Source organism: Stenotrophomonas sp. 3(2025) (genome assembly GCF_052665395.1).
The window spans coordinates 22,119-45,930 of sequence record NZ_JBQOIF010000026.1 but is presented as its reverse complement, the minus strand read 5'-3'; the positions used below and the strand labels follow the sequence as shown (position 1 = coordinate 45,930).

Genomic DNA, 23,812 nt, shown 5'->3' with positions numbered 1-23,812 from the left:
CGGTACCGCCGCGCAGAGAGGATCGTCAATGACTCTTGATGGGATTGTGAAGCCTTTCAGCCTCGACTGTCAGCGCGATGCTGCACGGCTGCCGCGCGCGCCCTCATCCGGAGCATCTTCGCCCAGCAGTCGGGTGAAGTCGTCGGAGGGCAGCGCCTGCGAAATCAGGAAGCCCTGCACCTGGTTGCAGCCAAGCTGGCGCAGCGCGGCCAGATCGGCATCGCTCTCCACGCCTTCGGCAACGATGGTCAGGCCAAGCTGGTTGGCCAGCGCGATCACGGTGGTCAAGGTCAGGTGCAGGGCGGGATCGCGCGCGCAGCCGCTGACCAGCGCACGATCGATCTTGACCTCGGTGAAGGGAGTGTTGACCAGGTTGTGCACCGAGCTCAGGCCTTGGCCGAAGTCGTCCTGGGCCAGGCCGAATCCCTTCATCCGCAACCGGCACGCGCCTGCATAGAAGTCGCTGACGTGGCGGGTGGTGCTGTTTTCCATCAGTTCGAAGCACAGATCAGCTGGATTACCGCCCGCGGCCAAGGTCAATGCCAGCAGCTCATCGGGAAGGTCGGACTGCTCCAGCAGATGCGGTGGCAGGTTGATCGATACCGGTACGCGGAATCCCTGGGAGCGCCAGCGCGCCTGTGCCTTGATGCTGGCGGTGAGCATCGCGCGAAGCAGTTCGCCCTCCAGGCCATGGCGGCACAGTGCCGGCAGGAAGCTTCCAGGCGCCAGTGTTCCGAGCTGCGGATGGCGCCAGCGCACCAGCGCCTCGGCGGCAACCACGCGCCCGGACTGCAACGACTTCTTCGGCTGGAACCAGGCGGTCAGGCTGCCGTCGGCCAGCGCCTGCCGCAGCTGCACCGCGTCCGGTTCCGGAGCCAGTGCAGCCGGGCTGGTGCGCACGGCTGGCCGGGCCTGCGCCAGTGCATCGAGCAGCGCATCGACATCGCTGGCGGCGACCGGCTTGGCCAGCAGCCCGACCACGTCCAGGCCCAGGGATTCGGCCATCAACCGCGCCGAACTCATCATCCGCCGCGAAGCTGCGCTGACCACGGCAAGCCGCGGCGGGCGCGGCTGCGCGGCCAGTGCCTGGATGAACTGGATGCCATCCTGGCCGGGCATCAACAGATCGCTCACCACCAGGTCATAGGCCTGGCAGGCACACAGGGCGATAGCCGCGTCCACGTCTTCGCAGGCGTCGACCTGCACGCCGGCGCGCGCGCTGAACAGATTGACGAGATAGCCGCGTTGGAACGGCTGGTCTTCCAGGATCAGGACACGGCGGGTCATGCGGGATCTCCTTGGCGAACGGCGGAAAGCGCCTGCCGCAGGCGTGCGATATCGATGGGTTTGCTCAGGTAGCCCTGCATGCCGCTGGCCAGGCAGCGCTCGCGCTCCTCGGCGGTAGCATTGGCGGTGGCGCCGATCACCGGCAGCAGGGTGCCCTCCGCCCGCAGCTGGCGCGCCAGGGCGTGGCCGTCCATGCGCGGCATGTTGATGTCGGTGACCACCAGGTCGAAGTCATGGGCCTGGCACAGCTGCAACGCCTCGACCCCATCCTGCGCAAGCTCCACTTCGCAGCCCAGGGCCTGCAGCTGTTCGGCCAGGATCACCCGGTTGATGGGATTGTCCTCCACGGCCAGCACCCGCAGTCCCAGCGGGCCCGGTTGCACATCGCGCGCTGCGGTCGGCAGCGTTGCGCATTGGCGCTGCTGGCGCGCGACCGCCAGGGCGATCGAGGACATGCCATGCAGGGTGACCAGCAGCGCGCCATCGGCGGTGGGGGCGGGTTGGTCGCCACCATCGATCGAGGCCAGCACCCGCGGTCCCTGCCAGGCCAACGGCTGTTCCGCCTCGCCATCCATCAGGATCGCGCCGGCGTGGTCGAGCAGGGCAGGATCGCCCTGCAGCGGCTGCGCATTGGCACCCCAGCGGCGCAGCCAGCCACAGGCACTGTCGACCAGCTCGCGATCGCGGCCGCGCACGTAGACCGGCGGTTCGGCCAGCAATGCGGGGCCATCCTCGGTCGCCGCCAGCACCGGCAAGGGCAGGCGCACGGTGAAACTGCTGCCCAGTCCCGGTTCGCTGACCACGCGCAGTTCGCCACTCATCAAGCGCACCAGGCGGTCGCTGATCGACAGGCCCAGCCCGGTGCCCTGCGCACTGGCAGCGCCACGGACCTGACGGAAGGGCTCGAACAGGCGTGCCTGTTCCTCGGTGGCGATGCCCACGCCGGTATCGGTGACCTGCCAGGCCAGCACGCTCGACTCGCCTTCGCGCTGCACCAGCCGTACACGCAGCACCACCCGGCCATGCTCGGTGAACTTGATGGCATTGCTGAGCAGGTTGCCGAGCACCTGGCGGATCCGGTCGGCATCACCGAGCACCCGTGTCGGCAACCGGGGATCGGTGCAGACCAGTACCTGCAGGCCCTTGCGCGTCGCCGCAGCGGCGAAGCTGCGCAGCACGCTCTCGGTCAGCTCGCGCGGCGAGAACGATGCCGGCTCCAGGCTCAGCTGGCCCGATTCGATCTTGGACACATCCAGCACGTCGCTGATCAGTTGCAACAGCACCGACGAGGAACTCTCGATGGTGCGCAGGTACTGCGACTGGCGCGCATCCAGGGGCGTGCGACCGAGCAGCTCCAGCGTGCCAAGCACCCCGTACAGCGGCGTGCGGATCTCATGGCTCATGGTCGCCAGGAACGCGCTCTTGGCCTGGTTGGCGGCGTCGGCCGCCTGCCTTGCCGAAGACAGCGCTGCCTGCGCCTGGCGATGGCGTGAGATGTCATGGAAAACGCACAGCAGCACGTCGTCATCCTGGTAGCGGCAGGCCGCATGCAGCACCTGCAGTTGGCGACCGTCGCGTGCGGTGAACTCCAGGCCGCGACCGCGTTCACCGGCATGCCCGCGCCACGGTGCCTGCCAATCGCTGTCCGCGCCGTCCTCGCCCAGCCAGTCGCGCAGCAACTGGTTGGACAGCAGCAGCTGACGGTCGCTGCGACGCAGGACACAGATGCCGACCGGCGCCAGGTCGATCACCGTGGAACTGAAATCCAGGCTTTCCAGCAGGCGCCGGTGCTGCAGCAGGGCCGGCTGGATCAACTGGCGGTCGACACGTCGCCGCAGCAGGCGCAGCGCGATGCCAGCCAGCAGCAGCAACACACTGCTGATCAGCAGCGAGGTCGCCATGTCGCCAAGCAGCAGGCGGGGAGGCAGGTGATAGACCAGCCGCCAGCCGTCATTGCCTACGCCCTTCACCAAGGCCACGCCGCGGGGCAGGCCCATGCTCCAGAGCACGCCGAAACTGTCGTCCTGGCGCTGCTGCAGTGCTTTCCAGCCTGCGCTGTCCAGGCGTGGAGCCAGGCTCGACAGGGCGGGCTGCCCGTCGCGGTCCAGCAGGGCGTAGCCGCCGATGCCCTGGCCATCGATCATGTCCGAGGCGGCCGCACTGTCCAGCAGCAGTATCAACCACTGGCCCGGTTGCGGTCCGGCCTGTACCGGTTGTGCCAGGGCGACCCCGGCGTCGCCGGCGCGCAGCCAGTACACCGGATCGGTACCGGCAAGCGTGCCGCTGCGCTGCCGCAGTACGTGCAGCGTGGGCAGGCCGGCGATGTCCACGTCGGCCTGGCCGCCGGCCAGCCAATGCGTTCCCTGCGCGTCGACCAGCAGCAGATGGGTCTGCAGGGTCTGCAGCGTGTGTTCTGCGCGCGGCGACAGCAGCAGGCGCTGGCCCGGCTTTCCACCCGGCCCGTCCAGCGGCAGCTGGCGTACGACCTCGCTGGACGGCGCCAACGGATCACCCACCACCACCGAATCGCCCAGATAGCGCAGCAGGGCCTCACGCTGGTCGAAGTAGATCTGCGCCCTGTACGCGGCGGCATTCATGTCGCGGCGGTGGCTGGAGATATCTTCGGTCAACGCGGTCAGCAGGTAGAAGCCGGTGGCGGCAGCCAGGCACAGGAACACGCACACCGTCAGCCAGCGCAGCAGCACCGAAGCGGTGGTCGGCGGTGCGACCAAGGGCAGGGAAGGGCGAGGGAATCGGAACATGCACCGATCCTAGGGAGGACGGTCACCCGCCCGGAATCAGCCATGTCCTAAAAAGCGGCGTGCCCGCCGTGGAGGAGGCCGCCGGCGGGGAACCGTTCAGGCTGGGGCAGCGGCTGGCGGTCAAAAAAAAGACCCCCGCCGAAGCGGGGGTCTGTGGCGGGCTACCAGCAGGGCGGCCCTTACAGCGCGCTGCCACCGAACTTGTGGGTGTACTGCAGGTTGATGGTGCGGCCGACGCTGTCGAACCAGGACACGTCGTAGTACGGGTACGCCGTGTAGGTATTGTCCTTCGGCGGCATCTTGTTGAACACATTGACCACCGACAGCGACAACCGCGAGTGATCGTCGAAGCGGTACTGCAGCGAAGCGTTGTAGCGGTAGGTCGCCTTGATCCAGGGGCTGTCGCCGTTTTCCTCGTCGAACACCTGGTCGTAGCTGTCCGAGGTCGGCAGCCTGCCCAGGCGCGAGCCGTACACGGTGGCCGACCAGGCGTCCTTTTCCCACGTCACGCTGACGCTGGTCTTGGTGCGGGGAATATCGAAGCCGCTGTTGATCGCGAACTGGTCTTCGGTCACATCACCGGCATAACGCTGGAAATCATGCTTCTTCACCCAGGTGTGGGTGCCATTGAAGATGAAGTCGCCAATGCCGGTCTGCAGGCGGTAGCGCAGGCCGACGTCGATGCCGGAGGTGGACTCGCGCGCCACGTTGATCGGATTGACGTGCACACCGTACAGACGGCCGTCGGCGGTGCGGGTGATGCGGGCCAGGGCGTCCACGCAGGTCGGCGAGCCGATGTCGGCGCCGCCCAGGCGGCAGTTCGCTTCGTTGGCCAGGATCGTACGCACGTCCATGTCCTGAACCTGGTCGCGCATGTCGATGTTGAACCAGTCTGCCGACAGGTCCAGGCCGGCAGCCGGCGACCAGACGAAGCCAGCGCTCCAGGAAGTGCTGGTTTCCGGTTCCAGCTCGCGGTTGCCGCTGCGGCTGCGGATCACGTTGCGCTCGTAGTCGGCGCAATCATCGGCGGCGTCGGCGCGGCAGTTGTACAGATCCTCCGCGCTGGTCTCGTCGTTGCCCGGGCCGGCGAACACATAGTGCAGGTCCGGCGCACGGAACGCGGTGCCGTACGAGCCGCGCACCAGCAGCGTGTCGATCGGGCGCCATTCCAGGCCGCCGCTCCAGGTCGCCTTGCCGATGGTGTGGCCCGAATAGCGGTACTGGTCGTAACGGCCGGCCACGCTCAGGTTGACCGTTTCATGCAGCGGCATGCGCAGCTCGGCGGCAGTCGCCCAGCGGTTGCGCGAGCCCTTGCCGTCCGAATCCTTCCAGCTGTAGTAGTAATAGCCGGTCGCCAGCGGGTCCGGGTTGAGCGCATAGGCCTGCTGGCCCACTTCCACCGTCGCGGCAAAGCCGGCATCGCCACCGGGCAGGGTGAACAGCGAACCATTGGTCAGGGTCAACGCCGCCGTCTCGGTGCGCGACTTCGGCGTATAGGTGGTGCGTGCGGCGATCGAATCGTACTCGGCACGGGTCAGCGGCCGGTACAGGCGCGACGGATCGGCGTTGTAGATGGGGAAGCCGTCCTCGTCCTCGCCCAGCTGCGGGCCCAGGAACAGGTCGTTGGCCTTGGATGCAATGATCTGCGCCCAGCTGATCCGCGACTGGTACTGCGAATGGCTCAGTGCTGCTTCGTAGTCCCAGTTGCCGATCAGGTTGCCCTTGAAGCCGGTGGTCACGCTGAAGGTCTTCTGCGTGCTGCGCACCATCGCATTGTCCAGCCCGCCCATTTCCTCGGGCGAGAACTGGCGCTGCCAGAACTCGATCTCGCCGGTGGCTTCATTGTTGAAGTAACCCGACTCATCGCCGTCGGCGGCCATGCGGCCCCACTTGGTGACATCGCGCATCAGCGACATCGTGTGGTAGCCCAGCTGCACGTCGGCAAACCACTGCTGGCCGTTGTCGAAGTCGTAGCTGAGCGAGGCATAGCCGTTGGCGCCGCGGCGCTTGCTGAGGATGGTGCCGTAGCCGATCGCGCTGTCGCTGCCGCAGTAATAGCCGTAGCGCGGACGGAACGCGCGGTAGGTGCTGCCCTGGTTCTGCCCGGCCAACGCCTCGCAGGTTGCCGCGCCCGGGTCCAGGTAGTCATCGTTGTAATCGGTGCGCAGGTAGGAACGACGGGCGATGCGCGCGCCTTCGGTCGGGCCGTCCTGCGTCGAGTCCTGGATGTCGCGGTCGTAGGCCCACAGCGGCGTCTGCGACTGCAGTTCGACGCTGTACACCGCGTTGAAGTTGCCGCTGCTGAAGCCGCTGGCCAGGCTCATGTCGAACGACTCACCACCGCCTTCGGTGGTGGTGCCCATGCGCATGTCGATGGTGCTGCCATCGGCCTGCTTCTTCAGGATGAAATTGACCACGCCGGCGATCGCATCCGAGCCGTAGATGGCTGACGCACTGCCGGTCAGCACTTCAATGCGGTCGATCATGCCCAGCGGAATGTTGGACACATCGGTGAAGTTGCTGCGGCCCTTGAACGGCATCGGGAAGTCGGCGATGCGACGGCCGTTGACCAGCACCAGGGTGTGGTTCGGCCCCAACCCGCGCAGGTCGACCTGCTGCGCACCCGGCGAGAAATCGGCCCCTCCGGAGGACTGCTGGCTCTGCGTCTCACCGCCGTTCTGGGTCATCGCGCGCAGTACGTCCGGCACGGTGGTGAAGCCGCTGGAGCGGATCTGCTCTGCGTTGATGACAGTGATCGGCGCCGGTCCTTCCACCTGGGCGCGCGGGATGCGTGAGCCGGTCACCTGCACCGCATCCAACTGTTGTACCGAAGAGGAAGCGGGAGTCTGTGCCGCCGCCGAAGCAGCAACGCCCATCAACGCCAGCTGGATCGACCACGCCATCGCCTGTCTACGCATGAGAAATTCTCGGAAGTAATGCCGGCCCACAGAGGAGGGGCCCTGTCCCCCATTCACATTTCAGGAATGGGCGCGCGCATTTAACGCCTTTTTTATGTCCTTGACTACTGGGGATAGGTCTGGCAAAGAGTGAAAACGGTTGCAGGCCGTTTTTGTTCAGGGAGATCAGAATGCGACGCCTTCGCTACGGGCTGCGTGGCCCGCTCATCGCCTTGCTGCTGTCGGCGCTCTTCTGCTCATCGCCAGCGGCGGCACAGGAACTGATGGACCCGGGCTTCGCCTACTACGAAGTGGGCGATCTGGATGCACCGCGGCCTGGCCCGCGAGCCCCCGCGATGATGCTGATGGGCGGTGGCGAATGGGTGCCTGAAGCCTTCCAGTGGTGGCTGCGCCAGGCCGGCAATGGCCGTGTGCTGATCCTGCGCGCCTCCGGCACCGATGAGCTGCAGGACCGTCTGTACCGGGAGATTGGCGGCACCACCGCCGTGCAGACCCTGGTGTTCGACAACCGCCGCGGCGCCGATGACCCGGCCGTGCTGCGGGTCGTTGCGGCGGCCGATGCGATCTTCATCGCCGGCGGCGACCAGTCCCGCTACATCCGCTTCTGGAAGGGCACCGCGCTCAATCGCGCGCTGAATGCCCACGTGCGCGCCGGCAAGCCGATTGCCGGCACCAGCGCCGGGCTGGCCATCCTCGGCGGCTACGCCTATGGCGCGCTGGACGGCGGCAGCATCGATTCGGCCAGCGCCATGGCCGACCCGATGGGCGAGGCGGTGACCCTGGACCGCGGCTTCCTGCAGTTGCCCTACCTGCAGCGGGTAGTCACCGACACCCACTTCGACAAGCGCGACCGTCTCGGTCGCCTGATCGTGTTCGTGGCCCGCGCCGCGCATGACAGTGGTGACCCGGACATGGTCGGCATCGGCGTCGACGAAGACACGGCCCTGTGCGTGGAGCCTGACGGCCAGGCCCAGGTCTACAGTGCCGACGGCGAAGGCAAGGTCTGGGTGGTCAGCCCCGGACGCGACGCCGACCGGCTGGTGGTAGGCGAGCCCCTGCGCTTCCATGCGGTACCGGTCACCGTGGTCGCCAGCGGCAGTCGCATGCGCCTGGACGACCTGCAGGCCGACGCGGCCTACCAGGCTTTAGCTGAAATCAGCGATGGCGAGATTGAAGTCGTCCGCCAATGATCCGGTAGCGCCGGGCCATGCCCGGCGGATGCCGTCGCGCTGTGCCTTCCAACGGGCATGGCCCGACGCTACCGTGCAATCCAATCCTTGTCCTGCTGGAGACCTGCTTCCATGAAACTGCGCCTGGCGCTGTCCGCGCTGTTGTCCCTGCCACTGCTGGCCCAGGCCGCACCCACCGCATCACCGCTGCTGGTCATCCACGGCGGTGCCGGGGTGGAGCGCAAGGATCTCTCCGCGGCAGAAGAACAGGCCGCGCGCGCTGCGCTGAAGGCGGCATTGCTGAAGGGCCATGCCGAACTTGCAGCAGGGCGTCCGGCACTGGCGGCGGTCACCGCAGCCATCACCGTGCTCGAGGATGATCCGACCTTCAACGCGGGCAAGGGCGCGGTGTTCACCCACGAAGGCCGCAATGAACTGGACGCGGCGGTGATGGACGGCGCCACCCAGGCGGCCGGAGCAGTGGCCGGCGTGCAGCGCGTGCGCAACCCGATCCTCCTCGCGCAGGCGGTGATGCAGAAATCCAGGCACGTGATGATGGTGGGGCAGGGCGCCGAAGCCTTCGCCACCGAACAGGGCGTGACCCTGGTCGACCCTTCCTACTTCCGCACCGACAAGCGCTGGCAGCAGCTGCAGCGTGCATTGAAGGAAGAAGCGAGCGGGCAGGCGCATGCCGACCTGGAAACCGCAAAGCACTTCGGCACGGTCGGTGCGGTCGCCCTGGATGCACAGGGGCATCTTGCTGCAGGCACCTCCACTGGCGGCATGACCAACAAGCGCTATGGACGTGTCGGCGATTCGCCGATCATCGGTGCCGGCACCTGGGCCGATGCGCGTTGTGCGGTGTCGGGTACCGGTTGGGGCGAGTACTACATCCGTACCGCGGCAGCCCATGAGATCTGCGCGCGCATGCGCTACCTCGGTCAGTCGCCGGAACAGGCGGGCAAGGGCGTGATCAACGACGCGATTCCGCAGATGGGCGGCGATGGCGGGGCGATCGTGCTCTCTGCAGATGGAAAAGCGGCAGCGCCGTTCAACACCCAGGGCATGTATCGGGGCTGGATCGGGGCCGATGGCGTTGCCCATGTGGCCATCTTTGCCGACGAGACAATCGCGCTGCCTTGAGCAGACCCTTGCGTATCAAGGGGTTTGCGACGCGCGTGAAAAAAAGTGAAAAAAAGCGTTGACAGACCCCCGCTTCATCTCCAGAATTGCGGGCTCACCACCACACACCGCAACGCTTCGGCGGCACGGAATGGGGTGGTAAGGAGGGATACCCAAGCGGCCAACGGGGGCAGACTGTAAATCTGCTGGCTTACGCCTTCGGTGGTTCGAATCCACCTCCCTCCACCAGCTTCACGTTGTGGCACATTCCCGGTGCGGGAGTAGTTCAATGGTAGAACCTCAGCCTTCCAAGCTGATGGTGCGGGTTCGATTCCCGTCTCCCGCTCCATTGAATGAACTTTGAATATTATCGAGTTCATGCCATAATGCAAAACTCGCTCACGTAGCTCAGTCGGTAGAGCACTTCCTTGGTAAGGAAGAGGTCGAAGGTTCGATTCCTTTCGTGAGCACCATCTACCAGCACCACACCAGACGAATTCGAGATAAGCAGCCATGGCCAAGGGTAAGTTCGAGCGCACCAAGCCGCACGTCAACGTCGGCACCATCGGTCACGTCGATCACGGCAAGACCACGCTGACCGCCGCACTGACCAAGATCGGTGCCGAGCGCTTCGGTGGCGAGTTCAAGGATTACTCCGCGATCGACGCCGCGCCGGAAGAAAAGGCACGTGGCATCACGATCTCGACCGCGCACGTCGAATACGAATCCACCACCCGTCACTACGCCCACGTCGACTGCCCGGGCCATGCTGACTACGTCAAGAACATGATCACCGGTGCTGCCCAGATGGACGGCGCGATCCTGGTGTGCTCGGCCGCTGACGGCCCGATGCCGCAGACCCGCGAGCACATCCTGCTGTCGCGTCAGGTCGGCGTGCCGTACATCGTCGTGTTCCTGAACAAGGCCGACATGGTTGACGATGCCGAGCTGCTGGAACTGGTCGAAATGGAAGTCCGCGAGCTGCTGAGCAAGTACGATTTCCCGGGCGACGACACCCCGATCATCTCGGGTTCGGCCCGCCTGGCGCTGGAAGGCGACCAGAGCGACATCGGCGTGCCGGCCGTCATCAAGCTGGTCGAGGCGCTGGACACCTGGATCCCGACCCCGGAGCGTGACGTCGACAAGGCATTCCTGATGCCGGTCGAAGACGTGTTCTCGATCTCGGGTCGCGGCACCGTGGTGACCGGTCGTATCGAGCGCGGCGTGATCAAGGTCGGCGAAGAAATCGAAATCGTCGGCATCCGTCCGGTGCAGAAGACCACCGTGACCGGCGTGGAAATGTTCCGCAAGCTGCTGGACCAGGGCCAGGCAGGCGACAACGCCGGTCTGCTGCTGCGCGGCACCAGGCGTGACGACGTTGAGCGTGGCCAGGTTCTGGCCAAGCCGGGTTCGATCAAGCCGCACACCAAGTTCGACGCCGAAGTGTACGTGCTGTCGAAGGATGAGGGCGGCCGTCACACCCCGTTCTTCAAGGGCTACCGTCCGCAGTTCTACTTCCGCACCACCGACATCACCGGTGCGGTCGAGCTGCCGGAAGGCGTCGAGATGGTGATGCCGGGCGACAACGTGAAGATGGTTGTCACCCTGATCAACCCGGTCGCCATGGACGCCGGCCTGCGCTTCGCCATCCGCGAAGGTGGCCGTACCGTCGGTGCTGGCGTGGTTGCCACCATCCTCGAGTAAGCCTGCATGCCGGCGGTCGCATAGCGCTGCCGGTCTGGCGAGTGGCGGGCCGGGAACCTCGGTCCGCCTTCGCCGTCTAAGGGAAGGCAAGTTTTCAACGTACGCCAGTAGCTCAATTGGCAGAGCAGCGGTCTCCAAAACCGCAGGTTGGGGGTTCGAGTCCCTCCTGGCGTGCCATCTGCCCACCTTACCGAGCGGCCCTGCCGCTAAAGCAGACACAGCCTGATGAATAGCAAGATCGAACATTCCAAGGACACCTCCGCGCAAGGCGGGGATATCGTCAAGTACGTCCTCGCATCGCTGCTGGTGCTGGCAGGTCTGTTCGTCTGGTTCTGGTTCTCCGCCGACTCCGGCCGCGCTGCCCAGCTGGGCGCGTGGGCGGGTCAGCTGCGTGCGTTGGCGGTCGTGGTCGGCCTGGTTGGCGGTATCGGCGTGTTCATGCTGACCGGCAAGGGGCGCGACACCCGCGAATTCCTCTCCGAGTCGCGTTTCGAACTGCGTAAAGTGGTTTGGCCGACCCGTCAGGAAGCCATTCGCATGACCTGGGTGGTGATTGTCGTCGTCCTGATCCTCAGCCTGCTGCTGGGTGGGTTCGATTTCTTCATCCAGAAACTGACTCAGTGGTTCCTGAGCCGCTAAGGAGAAATGCATGAAGCGTTGGTACGTCGTTCACGCCTATTCGGGCTTCGAGAAGTCGGTGGCGCAGGCTCTGCGCGATCGCATCGCCCGTGACGGCATGGAAGAGCGCTTCGGCGACGTCCTGGTTCCGACCGAGGAAGTAATCGAAATGCGCGCCGGCCAGAAGCGCCGTTCCGAGCGCAAGTTCTTCCCGGGTTACGTGCTGGTCCAGATCGAGACCCACGAAGAAGCGGGCATTCCGCGCATCGACAACGAAAGCTGGCACCTGGTCAAGGAAACCCCGCGCGTCATGGGCTTCATCGGCGGAACCGCCGATCGTCCGCTGCCGATCGCCGATTCCGAGGCCGAGTCGATCCTGAACCGTGTCCAGGAAGGTGTCGAGAAGCCGCGTCCGAAGGTGCTGTTCGAGCCGGGCCAGATGGTCCGCGTCACCGACGGTCCGTTCAACGACTTCAACGGTGTGGTCGAAGAAGTCAATTACGAGAAGAGCCGTCTGCGCGTCTCGGTGCTGATCTTCGGTCGCGCCACCCCGGTCGAGCTCGAGTTCGGTCAGGTCGAAAAGGCCGTCTGACCAGAATTCACGTGCCGCTTCAGGCATGTGAAGGAAAAACCTGATATGCTGCGCGGCTCCCGTTGGGAAGCTGGCGGGACGAGGCCACCGAAAGGTGGCCTTCGGCATGATTTCAAAACGCGATGCCGGGACGCGTGATTCCCGGTCCGATGGGGAGCCTGTTGTCGCAAGGCGCTAGCACCCGGAGAGTACTCACATGGCAAAGAAAGTTGTCGGTTATATCAAGCTGCAGGTGAAGGCCGGTCAGGCCAACCCCTCGCCGCCGGTCGGTCCTGCGCTGGGTCAGCGCGGCCTGAACATCATGGAATTCTGCAAGGCCTTCAATGCCGCCACGCAGAAGCTCGAGCCGGGTCTGCCGGTTCCGGTGATCATCACGGCCTATTCGGACCGTACGTTCACCTTCATCACCAAGAGCACCCCGGCCACCACCCTGCTGAAGAAGGCCGCTGGCATCTCGTCGGGCTCCAAGCGCCCGAACACCGAGAAGGTCGGCAAGGTCACCCGTAAGCAGCTGGAAGAGATCGCCAAGGCGAAGGAACCGGATCTGACTGCCGCCGATCTGGACGCCGCCGTGCGTACCATCGCTGGCTCTGCCCGTTCCATGGGCCTCGTGGTGGAGGGTTAAGAAGATGGCACAGACCAAGCGTGAGAAGGCCATCAAGGCCGCTATCGTTCCGGGCAAGGCATACGCCTTCGAGGACGCGATCAACATCCTGAAGACCGCCACCAAGGCCAAGTTCGTCGAGTCGATCGACGTTGCGGTGCGCCTGGGCGTCGACGCGAAGAAGTCCGACCAGCAGGTTCGTGGCTCCACCGTGCTGCCGGCAGGTACCGGCAAGTCGGTCCGCGTCGCTGTCTTCGCTCCGGCCGGTGCCAAGGCTGACGAAGCCCTGGCCGCTGGCGCCGAAGCCGTCGGCATGGACGACCTGGCCGAGAAGATGCAGGCCGGCGATCTGAACTACGACGTCGTGATCGCGACCCCGGACGCAATGCGCGTCGTCGGCAAGCTGGGCACCGTGCTGGGCCCGCGCGGCCTGATGCCGAACCCGAAGGTCGGCACCGTCTCCCCGAACCCGGGTGAGGCTGTGAAGAATGCCAAGTCGGGTCAGGTGCGTTACCGCACCGACAAGGCCGGCATCATCCACTGCACCATCGGCAAGGCCGACTTCGCCGAAGACGCGCTGAAGTCGAACCTGACCGCGCTGCTGCTGGACCTGATCAAGGCCAAGCCGGCTACCTCGAAGGGCACCTACCTGCAGAAGGTTTCGGTCAGCTCGACGATGGGCCCGGGCGTCACCGTCGACCAGTCGTCGCTGAGCCTGAAGTAATCGTTTCAAGCGGTCGCGGGGTCCCTCGGGTCCCGCGACCGTGACATTTGAAGGCATCGCCGGCAACCCATCGCCGGTGGTAGCCGTCAAAGACCGCAGGTGCGGTCGTGGCATGCCGGCGACGGGCAGGGAAGCTCGATTTGGCAGGGAGTCGCCGCCGGAGCAGTCACGAACGCTTAATCGATTCCCCGGAATCACCCTGCGTAGATGGTGCCCTTCTGGAGTTTTTCTGGTTCACGCACGTCTGGGGTTACCCAGGTTGGCCCACTCCAGGTCTAGAACGGCCCACCCCCCGGAACATCATTCCGATGTTCCCGGCGTCCAGGACGGATGCCGCACAGGACCGCACACGGCAGGAGCCGTAAGCGGAGTTCAATCGGAGGAGTGCAATGGCTCTCAATCTGTCCCAGAAGCAAGAAGTAGTCGCGGAGCTGGCAGACATCGCCGCCAAGGCCCACTCCTTGATCGCAGCCGAATACGCTGGCACCACGGTCGCCCAGATGACCGCGATGCGCAAGCAGGCTCGTGAAACCGGCGTTTTCTTGAAAGTTGTCAAGAACACCCTGGCTTCGCGTGCTGTTGAAGGCACCGAGTTCGCAGTCGCACAGGACCAGATGGTTGGTCCGCTGCTGTACGCGTTCTCGCTCGAGGAGCCCGGTGCAGCCGGTCGCCTGATCAAGGATGCCGCCAAGGGCAACGACAAGCTGAAGGCCAAGGTCGTCGCAATCGGTGGTGAAGTGTTCCCGGCGAGCCACGTCGAGGTTCTGGCATCGCTGCCGACCCGCGACCAGGCCCTGGCAATGCTGGCACGTGTCCTGACCGAGCCGGTCACGATGTTCGCCCGCGCCATCAAGGCAATCGGCGACAAGCAGAATGGTGGCGACGTCGCCGCCGACGCTGCTGAACCGGCCGCCGAGACCGCCTGAGTTTCGACCAATCGTGGTTCCTGACGGAACCTCAATCCAGAAAAACATCCAAAGGTAATTATCATGTCCCTTACCAACGAACAGATCGTCGACGCCATCGCCGAGAAGTCCCTGATGGAAGTGATGGAGCTGGTCAAGGCCATCGAAGAGAAGTTCGGCGTCTCCGCCGCTGCTCCGGTTGCCGTTGCTGGCCCGGCCGGCCCGGCCGCTCCGGTCGAAGAGCAGACCGAATTCGTCGTCACCCTGAAGACCGCTGGCGACAAGAAGGTTGAAGTCATCAAGGCCGTCCGCGCCATCACCGGCCTGGGCCTGAAGGAAGCGAAGGACCTGGCCGAAGCCGGCGGCGTCCTGAAGGACAACGCTTCGAAGGACGAAGCCGAGAAGATGAAGAAGGACCTGGAAGCTGCTGGCGCGACTGTCGAAGTCAAGTAAGCACTTCCTTTGCGTCGCCATCGGAATCCGGCGATGCAGCCAAGGCTGGGGGCGTAAGCCCCCGGCCTTTGGTCGTTGTTGCGGTGCTGTAGATCCACGCCATGCGTGGGTGTGAAAAACGGCAAAAAAGCCCAACACGGGCTGCGGTCAAACCCTGGTCAACCAGCGCAACGCGCGGCGGCGGGGGAGTGGATGCAGACGAGTTGGCAGTTGGAAGTAGCGGGAGAAGGCGTGCTGGTGCCGGCAATACCAGCGACTTCCAACTGACAATTTCAAGTTCCCTTCGGGTCGTGGGCGCACGACCCGCACAACAAGGTGGAAGACCTCATGACGTCCTATTCGTTCACCGAAAAAAAGCGTATCCGCAAGGATTTCGGCAAGCAGCGTTCGATTCTCGAAGTGCCGTTCCTGCTCGCCATCCAGGTGGATTCCTACCGTGAATTCCTGCAGGAAAACGTCGATCCGGCCAAGCGCACGGACCACGGCCTGCACGCTGCACTGAAGTCGGTCTTCCCGATCGCCAGCTACAGCGGCAATGCTGCCCTGGAATACGTCGGCTACAAGCTGGGCGATCCGGTCTTCGACGAGCGTGAGTGCCGTCAGCGTGGCATGAGCTACGGTGCGCCGCTGCGCGTGACCGTGCGCCTGGTGATCTACGACCGCGAGTCGTCGACCAAGGCCATCAAGTACGTGAAGGAGCAGGAGGTCTACCTCGGCGAAATCCCGCTGATGACCGACAACGGCACCTTCATCGTCAACGGCACCGAGCGCGTCATCGTCTCGCAGCTGCACCGCTCGCCGGGCGTGTTCTTCGACCACGATCGTGGCAAGACCCACAGCTCGGGCAAGCTGCTGTACAGCGCCCGCATCATTCCTTACCGCGGTTCCTGGCTGGACTTCGAGTTCGACCCGAAGGACGCGCTGTTCACCCGTATCGACCGTCGCCGCAAGCTGCCGGTGTCGATCCTGCTGCGCGCGCTTGGCTACAGCAACGAAGAGATGCTGGCCGAGTTCTTCGAGATCAACACCTTCCACATCAACCCGGATGAAGGCGTCCAGCTGGAGCTGGTGCCCGAGCGCCTGCGCGGCGAAACCCTGGGCTTCGACCTCGCCGACGGCGACAAGGTCATCGTGGAAGCCGGCAAGCGCATCACCGCGCGCCACATCAAGCAGCTGGAAGCCTCGGGCATCGCCGCCCTGGCCGTGCCGGACGATTACATCGTCGGCCGCATCCTGTCGCACGACGTGGTCGATGCCTCCACCGGCGAACTGCTGGCGCAGGCCAACGACGAAATCACCGACGAACAGCTGCAGGCCTTCCGCAAGGCCGGCGTCGATGCCGTGGGCACCCTGTGGGTGAACGACCTGGATCGTGGCCCGTACCTGTCCAACACCCTGCGCATCGATCCGACCAAGACCCAGCTGGAAGCCCTGGTCGAGATCTACCGCATGATGCGTCCGGGCGAGCCGCCGACCAAGGATGCCGCGCAGAACCTGTTCCACAACCTGTTCTTCACCTTCGAGCGCTACGACCTGTCCGCAGTCGGCCGCATGAAGTTCAACCGGCGCGTGGGCCGCAAGGAAACCACCGGCGAAGCCGTGCTGTACGACCGCAAGTACTACGGCGAGCGCAACGACGAAGAGTCCAAGCGCCTGGTTGCCGCACACGGCGACAGCTCGGACATCCTGGACGTGATCAAGGTCCTGACCGAGATCCGCAACGGTCGCGGCGTGGTCGATGACATCGATCACCTGGGCAACCGTCGCGTGCGTTCGGTCGGTGAAATGGCCGAGAACGTGTTCCGCGTGGGCCTGGTCCGCGTCGAGCGCGCGGTCAAGGAACGCCTGTCGATGGCCGAGTCGGAAGGCCTGACCCCGCAGGAACTGATCAACGCCAAGCCGGTGGCTGCGGCGATCAAGGAATTCTTCGGCTCCTCGCAGCTGTCGCAGTTCATGGATCAGAACAACCCGCTGTCGGAAGTCACGCACAAGCGTCGCGTCTCGGCCCTGGGCCCGGGCGGCCTGACCCGTGAGCGCGCCGGCTTCGAAGTGCGCGACGTGCACCCGACCCATTACGGCCGCGTCTGCACCATCGAAACGCCGGAAGGCCCGAACATCGGCCTGATCAACTCGCTGGCCGTGTACGCCCGCACCAACCAGTACGGTTTCCTCGAGACCCCGTACCGCAAGGTCGTGGACGGCAAGGTCTTCGACGAAGTCGAGTTCCTGTCGGCCATCGAGGAAAACGAGTACGTCATCGCCCAGGCCAACGCCCTGACCGATGCCAACAGCGTGCTGACCGAGCAGTTCGTCCCCTGCCGTTACCAGGGCGAATCGCTGCTGAAGCCGCCGGCGGAAGTCCACTTCATGGACGTCTCGCCGATGCAGACCGTGTCGATCGCGGCCGCGCTGGTTCCGTTCCTGGAGCACGATGACGCCAACCGCGCACTGATGGGCGCCAACATGCAGCGTCAGGCCGTGCCGACCCTGCGTGCGCAGAAGCCGCTGGTCGGTACCGGCATCGAGCGCGCCGTGGCGCGTGACTCGGGCGTGACCGTGAACGCCCGTCGTGGTGGTGAGATCGTGCAGATCGACGCCGCCCGCATCGTGGTCAAGGTCAACGAAGCCGAGATCACCGACGCCTCCGACGCCGGCGTGGACATCTACAACCTGATCAAGTACACCCGCTCCAACCAGAACACCTGCATCAACCAGCGTCCGCTGGTGGAAGTGGGCAACGTGGTGGCGCGTGGCGACGTGCTGGCCGATGGTCCGTCCACCGACATCGGTGAACTGGCCCTGGGCCAGAACATGCTGATCGCCTTCATGCCGTGGAACGGCTACAACTTCGAAGACTCCATCCTGCTCTCCGAGCGCGTGGTGGAAGAGGATCGCTACACCACGATCCACATTGAAGAGCTGACCTGCGTTGCGCGTGACACCAAGCTGGGGCCGGAGGAAATCTCGGCCGACATCCCGAACGTTTCCGAGCAGGCGCTGAACCGCCTGGACGAGAGCGGCGTGGTGTACATCGGCGCCGAAGTCCGCGCCGGCGACATCATGGTCGGCAAGGTCACCCCGAAGGGCGAAAGCCAGCTGACCCCGGAAGAGAAGCTGCTGCGCGCGATCTTCGGCGAGAAGGCTTCGGACGTGAAGGACAGCTCGCTGCGCGTGCCGCCGGGCATGGACGGCACCGTCATCGACGTGCAGGTCTTCACCCGCGACGGCATCGAGAAGGACAAGCGCGCCCGTCAGATCGAAGAGTCTGAAATCAAGCGCGTCAAGAAGGACTTCGACGACCAGTTCCGCATCCTGGAAGCGGCCATCTATGCGCGTCTGCGTTCGCAGATCGTCGGCAAGGTGGTCAACGGTGGCGCCGGCCTGAAGAAGGGCGATGTCATCTCCGACGCCTACCTGGATGGCCTGAAGAAGGCCGACTGGTTCGTGCTGCGCATGAAGGACGAGGACGCCGCCGAAGCCATCGAACGCGCACAGAAGCAGATCCAGGCGCACGAGAAGGAATTCGAGCGTCGCTTCGCCGACAAGCGCGGCAAGATCACCGCAGGCGACGACCTCGCCCCGGGCGTGCTGAAGATGGTCAAGGTGTTCCTGGCAGTGAAGCGCCGCATCCAGCCGGGCGACAAGATGGCAGGCCGCCACGGCAACAAGGGTGTGGTGTCCAACGTGGTGCCGGTCGAGGACATGCCGTACATGGCCTCGGGCGAAACCGTGGACATCGTGCTGAACCCGCTGGGCGTGCCGTCGCGCATGAACATCGGGCAGATCCTGGAAGTGCACCTGGGCTGGGCCGCCAAGGGTCTGGGTCGCAAGATCCAGGCAATGCTGGAAGCCCAGGCCGCGGTCGCCGACCTGCGCAAGTTCCTGGACGACATCTACAACCACGATGACACCAACGTGGCCAACCGTGTCGACCTGTCGCAGTTCAGCGACGAGGAGCTGCTGCGCCTGGCCCGCAACCTGTTCGACGGCGTGCCGATGGCAACGCCGGTGTTCGACGGTGCCACCGAAGCGGAAATCAAGCGCATGCTGGAACTGGCCGACCTGCCGAGCAGTGGCCAGACCCAGCTGTATGACGGCCGCACCGGTGAAGCCTTCGATCGCCACACCACCGTTGGCTACATGCACTACCTGAAGCTGAACCACCTGGTCGACGACAAGATGCATGCCCGTTCGACCGGTCCGTACTCGCTCGTCACCCAGCAGCCGCTGGGCGGCAAGGCGCAGTTCGGCGGCCAGCGCTTCGGTGAAATGGAAGTCTGGGCGCTGGAAGCCTACGGCGCGGCCTACACCCTGCAGGAAATGCTGACGGTGAAGTCCGATGACGTGCAGGGCCGCAACCAGATGTACAAGAACATCGTCGACGGTGAGCACGAGATGGTCGCGGGCATGCCGGAATCCTTCAACGTCCTGGTGAAGGAAATCCGCTCGCTGGCCATCAACATGGAACTGGAAGACAACTGATCCATGCCGGCGCGGCGGCCACCGCCGCCGCGCCGCTGGCAGTGAACTGAAAGCCCATCGACACAGCATTCCTCCTTCTGGAGAACACCATGAAAGACCTGCTCAACCTCTTCAACCAGCAGCGCCAGACGCTGGACTTCGACGCGATCAAGATCGCGCTGGCTTCGCCGGACCTGATCCGTTCGTGGTCCTTCGGCGAAGTGAAGAAGCCGGAAACCATCAACTACCGTACCTTCAAGCCGGAACGTGACGGCCTGTTCTGCGCCGCCATCTTCGGGCCGGTCAAGGACTATGAGTGCCTGTGCGGCAAGTACAAGCGCATGAAGCACCGCGGCGTGGTCTGCGAGAAGTGCGGCACCGAAGTGACCCTGGCCAAGGTGCGCCGTGAGCGCATGGGCCACATCGACCTGGCGTCGCCGGTCGCGCACATCTGGTTCCTGAAGTCGCTGCCGTCGCGCATCGGCCTGATGCTGGACATGACCCTGCGCGACATCGAGCGCGTGCTGTACTTCGAAGCCTACGTGGTGACCGAGCCGGGCCTGACCGCCCTGGAACGCCGCCAGCTGCTGACCGAAGAACAGTACCTGCAGGCCCGCCAGGAACATGGCGACGATTTCGACGCCGCCATGGGCGCCGAGGCCGTGTACGAGCTGCTGCGTACCATCGACCTGCAGTCGGAGATGACCCGCCTGCGCGAAGAGATCGCCAGCACCGGTTCGGAAACCAAGCTCAAGCGACTGACCAAGCGCATCAAGCTGATCGAAGCCTTCCTGGAATCGGGCAACCGTCCGGAGTGGATGGTCATGACCGTGCTGCCGGTGCTGCCGCCGGACCTGCGTCCGCTGGTTCCGCTGGATGGCGGCCGCTTCGCGACCTCCGATCTGAACGACCTGTACCGCCGCGTCATCAACCGCAACAACCGCCTGCGCCGCCTGCTCGAACTGAGCGCGCCGGACATCATCGTGCGCAATGAAAAGCGCATGCTGCAGGAATCGGTCGATGCGCTGCTGGACAACGGCCGTCGCGGCCGTGCCATCACCGGCACCAACAAGCGCCCGCTGAAGTCGCTGGCCGACATGATCAAGGGCAAGCAGGGTCGCTTCCGCCAGAACCTGCTCGGCAAGCGCGTGGACTACTCGGGCCGTTCGGTCATCGTGGTCGGTCCGTACCTGCGCCTGCACCAGTGCGGCCTGCCGAAGAAGATGGCGCTCGAACTGTTCAAGCCGTTCGTGTTCGCCAAGCTGCAGCGTCGTGGCCTGGCCACCACCATCAAGGCCGCCAAGAAGCTGGTCGAGCGCGAAGAAGCCGAAGTCTGGGACATCCTGGAAGAGGTCATCCGCGAGCATCCGGTGATGCTGAACCGTGCGCCGACCCTGCACCGCCTGGGCATCCAGGCCTTCGAGCCGGTCCTGATCGAAGGCAAGGCCATCCAGCTGCACCCGCTGGTCTGCACCGCGTTCAACGCCGACTTCGACGGTGACCAGATGGCCGTCCACGTGCCGCTCTCGCTGGAAGCCCAGCTGGAAGCGCGTGCGCTGATGATGTCCACCAACAACATCCTGTCGCCGGCCAACGGCGAGCCGATCATCGTGCCGTCGCAGGACGTCGTGCTGGGTCTGTACTACATGACCCGCTCGCTGGAAAACAAGAAGGGCGAGGGCATGGCCTTCGCCAACATCGCCGAAGTCAAGCGCGCCTACGACAACCGCGTGGTGGAACTGCACGCACGCGTCAAGGTCCGCATCACCGAGGTGGTGACCGACGAAGAAGGCAACAAGCAGAACAAGACCTCGATCGTGGACACCACGATCGGTCGCGCCCTGCTGGCTGAAATCCTGCCGGAAGGCCTGCCGTTCGCGCTGGCCAACACCGAGCTGACCAAGAAGAACATCAGCCGCCTGATCAACTCCAGCTACCGCCAGCTGGGTCTGAAGGACACGGTCGTGTTCGCCGACAAGCTGATGTACACCGGCTTCGCCTACGCGACCCGCGCCGGCGTCTCGATCGGCATCGACGACATGCTGATCCCGGACGAGAAGAAGGGCATCCTCACCGAGGCCGAAGCTGAAGTGCTGGAAATCCAGGAGCAGTACCAGTCGGGCCTGGTCACCGCCGGCGAGCGCTACAACAAGGTGGTCGACATCTGGTCGCGCACCAATGAGCGCATCGCCAAGGCGATGATGGACACCATCGGTACCGAGAAGGTCATCAATGCCAAGGGCGAGACCATCGACCAGAAGTCGATGAACTCCCTGTACATCATGGCCGACTCCGGTGCACGAGGCAGCCAGGCGCAGATCCGTCAGCTGGCCGGCATGCGTGGCCTGATGGCCCGTCCCGATGGCTCGATCATCGAGACGCCCATCAAGGCGAACTTCCGCGAAGGCCTGAACGTGCAGGAGTACTTCAACTCCACCCACGGTGCCCGTAAGGGTCTGGCCGATACCGCGCTGAAGACCGCGAACTCGGGTTACCTGACCCGTCGTCTGGTCGACGTGGCGCAGGACGTGGTGATCACCGAGGTGGATTGCGGTACCACCGAAGGCCTGATCATGACCCCGATCGTGGAAGGCGGCGATGTGGTCGAGCCGCTGAAGGACCGCGTGCTGGGTCGCGTGGTTGCCGAGGACGTGTTCCTGCCGGGCAACGACGAAGATCCGATCGTCACCCGCAACACCCTGCTCGACGAAGCCTGGGTCGCCAAGCTGGAAGACGCCGGCGTGCAGAGCATCAAGGTGCGTTCGACGATCTCGTGCGAATCGGCCTTCGGTGTCTGCGGTCGCTGCTACGGCCGCGATCTGGCCCGTGGCCACCTGGTCAACATCGGTGAAGCGGTCGGCGTCATCGCCGCCCAGTCCATCGGTGAGCCGGGTACCCAGCTGACCATGCGTACGTTCCACATCGGTGGTGCGGCGTCGCGAGCTGCTGCGGTCGACAACATCACCGTCAAGACCACCGGCTCGGTCAAGTTCAGCAACCTCAAGTCGGTCGAGCACGCCAATGGCTCGCTGGTGGCAGTGTCGCGCTCGGGCGAAATCTCGGTGCTCGATGCCCACGGTCGTGAGCGTGAGCGTTACAAGCTGCCGTACGGTGCGACCATCACCTCCAAGGATGGTGATTCGATCAAGGCTGGCCAGACCGTGGCCAACTGGGATCCGCATAACCACCCGATCGTGTCGGAAGTGGCCGGCTTCATCCGCTTCATTGACTTCGTCGACGGCATCACCGTCATCGAGAAGACCGATGAGCTGACCGGCCTGGCTTCGCGCGAGATCACCGACCCGAAGCGCCGCGGCGCCCAGGCCAAGGATCTGCGCCCGATCGTCCGCATCGTCGATGGCAAGGGCAACGACCTGTCGATTCCGGGCACCGACCTGCCGGCGCAGTACCTGCTGCCGCCGCGCTCGATCGTCAACCTGCAGGACGGCGCTGCCGTCGGCGTGGGTGACGTGGTTGCCAAGATCCCGCAGGAAGCGTCCAAGACCCGCGACATCACCGGTGGTCTGCCGCGCGTGGCCGATCTGTTCGAAGCGCGCAAGCCAAAGGATCCGGCCGTGCTGGCCGAGCGTTCGGGCATCATCAGCTTCGGCAAGGACACCAAGGGCAAGCAGCGCCTGATCATCAAGGACACCGATGGTTCGGAGCACGAAGAGCTGATTCCGAAGTACCGTCAGGTCATCGTGTTCGAAGGTGAGCACGTGACCAAGGGCGAAACCATCGTCGACGGCGAGCCGAGCCCGCAGGACATCCTGCGTCTGCTGGGTGTCGAGCCGCTGGCCGCCTACCTGGTGAAGGAAATCCAGGACGTGTACCGCCTGCAGGGCGTGAAGATCAACGACAAGCACATCGAGGTGATCACCCGCCAGATGCTGCGCAAGGTCGAGATCACCGATCAGGGCAGCAGCAAGTTCCTGAACGGCGAACAGGTCGAGCGCCAGCGCGTCATCGAGGAAAATGCTCGCCTCACCGCCCGTAACGAGCTGATCGCCCGTTTCGACCCGGTGCTGCTGGGCATCACCAAGGCTTCGCTGGCAACCGAGTCGTTCATTTCGGCCGCTTCCTTCCAGGAAACCACCCGCGTGCTGACCGAGGCTGCCGTCCGCGGCACCAAGGACAACCTGCGCGGCCTGAAGGAGAACGTGATTGTCGGCCGTCTGATCCCGGCTGGTACCGGCCTGACCTACCACGCCAACCGCCGCCGCAATGCGAGCGGGCTGACGGACTCGGAAATGCAGACCCTGGCCGGCACCCCGGCAGCTGCAGCCGCCGTGGCCGTGGCAGCACCGGAAGTGGTGGTGGAGTCGACCGACGCAGAGCAGGCCGAGGATTGATCGGTGGGTCCGGCTTCGGCCGGACCCTGCTGGATGTCCCGGCTCCGTGCCGGGCACGTATCACGCAGGACCCGCTTCGGCGGGATCTGCACTCGAGGGCGCAGGCCGCTGGTCTGTTCGCCGTCGATGAGGTAGGATGCC

14 protein-coding genes and 4 tRNA genes are annotated in these 23,812 nt (G+C 64.8%); 15 read left to right on the top strand and 3 right to left on the bottom strand.

The features are described from left to right. Positions 1-69 precede the first annotated feature (69 nt). The 3 genes from ACUXVE_RS17185 to ACUXVE_RS17175 form a co-directional block, all read right to left on the bottom strand. Positions 70-1,287 carry an EAL domain-containing response regulator gene (locus ACUXVE_RS17185; RefSeq protein WP_093818991.1) on the bottom strand — a complete coding sequence of 406 codons (1,218 nt, stop codon included), beginning with the start codon at positions 1,285-1,287 and terminating at the stop codon, positions 70-72. Beyond that, on the bottom strand, positions 1,284-4,049 hold the full coding sequence (locus ACUXVE_RS17180) for a response regulator (protein ID WP_222390592.1): 2,766 nt from the start codon (positions 4,047-4,049) through the stop codon (positions 1,284-1,286). Before ACUXVE_RS17180 ends, ACUXVE_RS17185 begins: the two co-directional genes overlap by 4 nt. Positions 4,050-4,228: 179 nt before the next feature. Further along, positions 4,229-6,967, bottom strand: a complete 2,739-nt coding sequence (locus tag ACUXVE_RS17175) for a TonB-dependent receptor plug domain-containing protein (RefSeq protein ID WP_222390591.1) — start codon at positions 6,965-6,967, stop codon at positions 4,229-4,231. A gap of 170 nt (positions 6,968-7,137) precedes the next feature. Here ACUXVE_RS17175 and ACUXVE_RS17170 point away from each other — a divergent pair, with 170 nt between their 5' ends. From ACUXVE_RS17170 to rpoC, 15 genes are all read left to right on the top strand, one after another. Continuing rightward, on the top strand, positions 7,138-8,157 hold the full coding sequence (locus tag ACUXVE_RS17170) for a cyanophycinase (protein WP_222390589.1): 1,020 nt from the start codon (positions 7,138-7,140) through the stop codon (positions 8,155-8,157). Between the two features lie 111 nt (positions 8,158-8,268). After that, the gene (locus ACUXVE_RS17165) at positions 8,269-9,279 is read left to right on the top strand and encodes an isoaspartyl peptidase/L-asparaginase family protein (RefSeq protein ID WP_033830429.1); all 1,011 of its coding nucleotides are present in this window, start codon (positions 8,269-8,271) and stop codon (positions 9,277-9,279) included. Between the two features lie 142 nt (positions 9,280-9,421). After that, positions 9,422-9,507: transfer RNA gene (locus tag ACUXVE_RS17160), tRNA-Tyr, on the top strand. Positions 9,508-9,533: 26 nt separating this feature from the next. Then, positions 9,534-9,607: transfer RNA gene (locus ACUXVE_RS17155), tRNA-Gly, on the top strand. A gap of 48 nt (positions 9,608-9,655) precedes the next feature. Beyond that, a tRNA-Thr gene (locus ACUXVE_RS17150) sits at positions 9,656-9,731 on the top strand. Between the two features lie 40 nt (positions 9,732-9,771). Further along, a complete protein-coding gene (gene tuf, locus ACUXVE_RS17145; protein ID WP_445514852.1) occupies positions 9,772-10,962 on the top strand; it encodes an elongation factor Tu in 1,191 nt (396 codons plus the stop codon). Positions 10,963-11,063: 101 nt separating this feature from the next. Further along, a tRNA-Trp gene (locus ACUXVE_RS17140) sits at positions 11,064-11,139 on the top strand. 48 nt (positions 11,140-11,187) lie between these two features. After that, positions 11,188-11,601: a preprotein translocase subunit SecE gene (gene secE, locus ACUXVE_RS17135; protein WP_025879351.1), complete on the top strand. Its 414-nt coding sequence runs from the start codon at positions 11,188-11,190 to the stop codon at positions 11,599-11,601. Between the two features lie 10 nt (positions 11,602-11,611). Further along, on the top strand, positions 11,612-12,172 hold the full coding sequence (gene nusG / locus ACUXVE_RS17130) for a transcription termination/antitermination protein NusG (protein WP_093821423.1): 561 nt from the start codon (positions 11,612-11,614) through the stop codon (positions 12,170-12,172). A 196-nt stretch (positions 12,173-12,368) separates the two neighbouring features. Then, positions 12,369-12,797, top strand: coding sequence for a 50S ribosomal protein L11 (rplK, locus tag ACUXVE_RS17125; protein ID WP_004145248.1), 429 nt, complete (start codon positions 12,369-12,371; stop codon positions 12,795-12,797). A gap of 4 nt (positions 12,798-12,801) precedes the next feature. Continuing rightward, entirely contained in the window at positions 12,802-13,500 is a 699-nt protein-coding gene (rplA, locus tag ACUXVE_RS17120) for a 50S ribosomal protein L1 (protein ID WP_025879349.1), read from the top strand. A gap of 389 nt (positions 13,501-13,889) precedes the next feature. Next, on the top strand, positions 13,890-14,426 hold the full coding sequence (rplJ, locus tag ACUXVE_RS17115; RefSeq protein ID WP_049469632.1) for a 50S ribosomal protein L10: 537 nt from the start codon (positions 13,890-13,892) through the stop codon (positions 14,424-14,426). A gap of 63 nt (positions 14,427-14,489) precedes the next feature. Further along, the gene (rplL, locus tag ACUXVE_RS17110; protein ID WP_049469634.1) at positions 14,490-14,858 is read left to right on the top strand and encodes a 50S ribosomal protein L7/L12; all 369 of its coding nucleotides are present in this window, start codon (positions 14,490-14,492) and stop codon (positions 14,856-14,858) included. Between the two features lie 327 nt (positions 14,859-15,185). Then, positions 15,186-19,340, top strand: coding sequence for a DNA-directed RNA polymerase subunit beta (rpoB, locus tag ACUXVE_RS17105; RefSeq protein WP_025879346.1), 4,155 nt, complete (start codon positions 15,186-15,188; stop codon positions 19,338-19,340). Positions 19,341-19,429: 89 nt separating this feature from the next. After that, positions 19,430-23,671 (top strand): DNA-directed RNA polymerase subunit beta', encoded by a 4,242-nt coding sequence (gene rpoC, locus ACUXVE_RS17100; protein ID WP_093821425.1) that lies wholly within the window; start codon positions 19,430-19,432, stop codon positions 23,669-23,671. Positions 23,672-23,812: the final 141 nt, after the last annotated feature.

What these genes read in the sequence shown, in the direction of transcription:
- ACUXVE_RS17185 (WP_093818991.1), bottom strand. Translation starts at nt 1,287, where the DNA reads ATGACCCGCCGTGTCCTGATCCTGGAAGACCAGCCGTTCCAACGCGGC.
- rplL (WP_049469634.1), top strand. Translation starts at nt 14,490, where the DNA reads ATGTCCCTTACCAACGAACAGATCGTCGACGCCATCGCCGAGAAGTCC.
- rplA (WP_025879349.1), top strand. Translation starts at nt 12,802, where the DNA reads ATGGCACAGACCAAGCGTGAGAAGGCCATCAAGGCCGCTATCGTTCCG.
- ACUXVE_RS17180 (WP_222390592.1), bottom strand. Translation starts at nt 4,049, where the DNA reads ATGTTCCGATTCCCTCGCCCTTCCCTGCCCTTGGTCGCACCGCCGACC.
- rpoC (WP_093821425.1), top strand. Translation starts at nt 19,430, where the DNA reads ATGAAAGACCTGCTCAACCTCTTCAACCAGCAGCGCCAGACGCTGGAC.
- secE (WP_025879351.1), top strand. Translation starts at nt 11,188, where the DNA reads ATGAATAGCAAGATCGAACATTCCAAGGACACCTCCGCGCAAGGCGGG.
- rplJ (WP_049469632.1), top strand. Translation starts at nt 13,890, where the DNA reads ATGGCTCTCAATCTGTCCCAGAAGCAAGAAGTAGTCGCGGAGCTGGCA.
- tuf (WP_445514852.1), top strand. Translation starts at nt 9,772, where the DNA reads ATGGCCAAGGGTAAGTTCGAGCGCACCAAGCCGCACGTCAACGTCGGC.
- ACUXVE_RS17175 (WP_222390591.1), bottom strand. Translation starts at nt 6,967, where the DNA reads ATGCGTAGACAGGCGATGGCGTGGTCGATCCAGCTGGCGTTGATGGGC.
- nusG (WP_093821423.1), top strand. Translation starts at nt 11,612, where the DNA reads ATGAAGCGTTGGTACGTCGTTCACGCCTATTCGGGCTTCGAGAAGTCG.
- rplK (WP_004145248.1), top strand. Translation starts at nt 12,369, where the DNA reads ATGGCAAAGAAAGTTGTCGGTTATATCAAGCTGCAGGTGAAGGCCGGT.
- rpoB (WP_025879346.1), top strand. Translation starts at nt 15,186, where the DNA reads ATGACGTCCTATTCGTTCACCGAAAAAAAGCGTATCCGCAAGGATTTC.
- ACUXVE_RS17170 (WP_222390589.1), top strand. Translation starts at nt 7,138, where the DNA reads ATGCGACGCCTTCGCTACGGGCTGCGTGGCCCGCTCATCGCCTTGCTG.
- ACUXVE_RS17165 (WP_033830429.1), top strand. Translation starts at nt 8,269, where the DNA reads ATGAAACTGCGCCTGGCGCTGTCCGCGCTGTTGTCCCTGCCACTGCTG.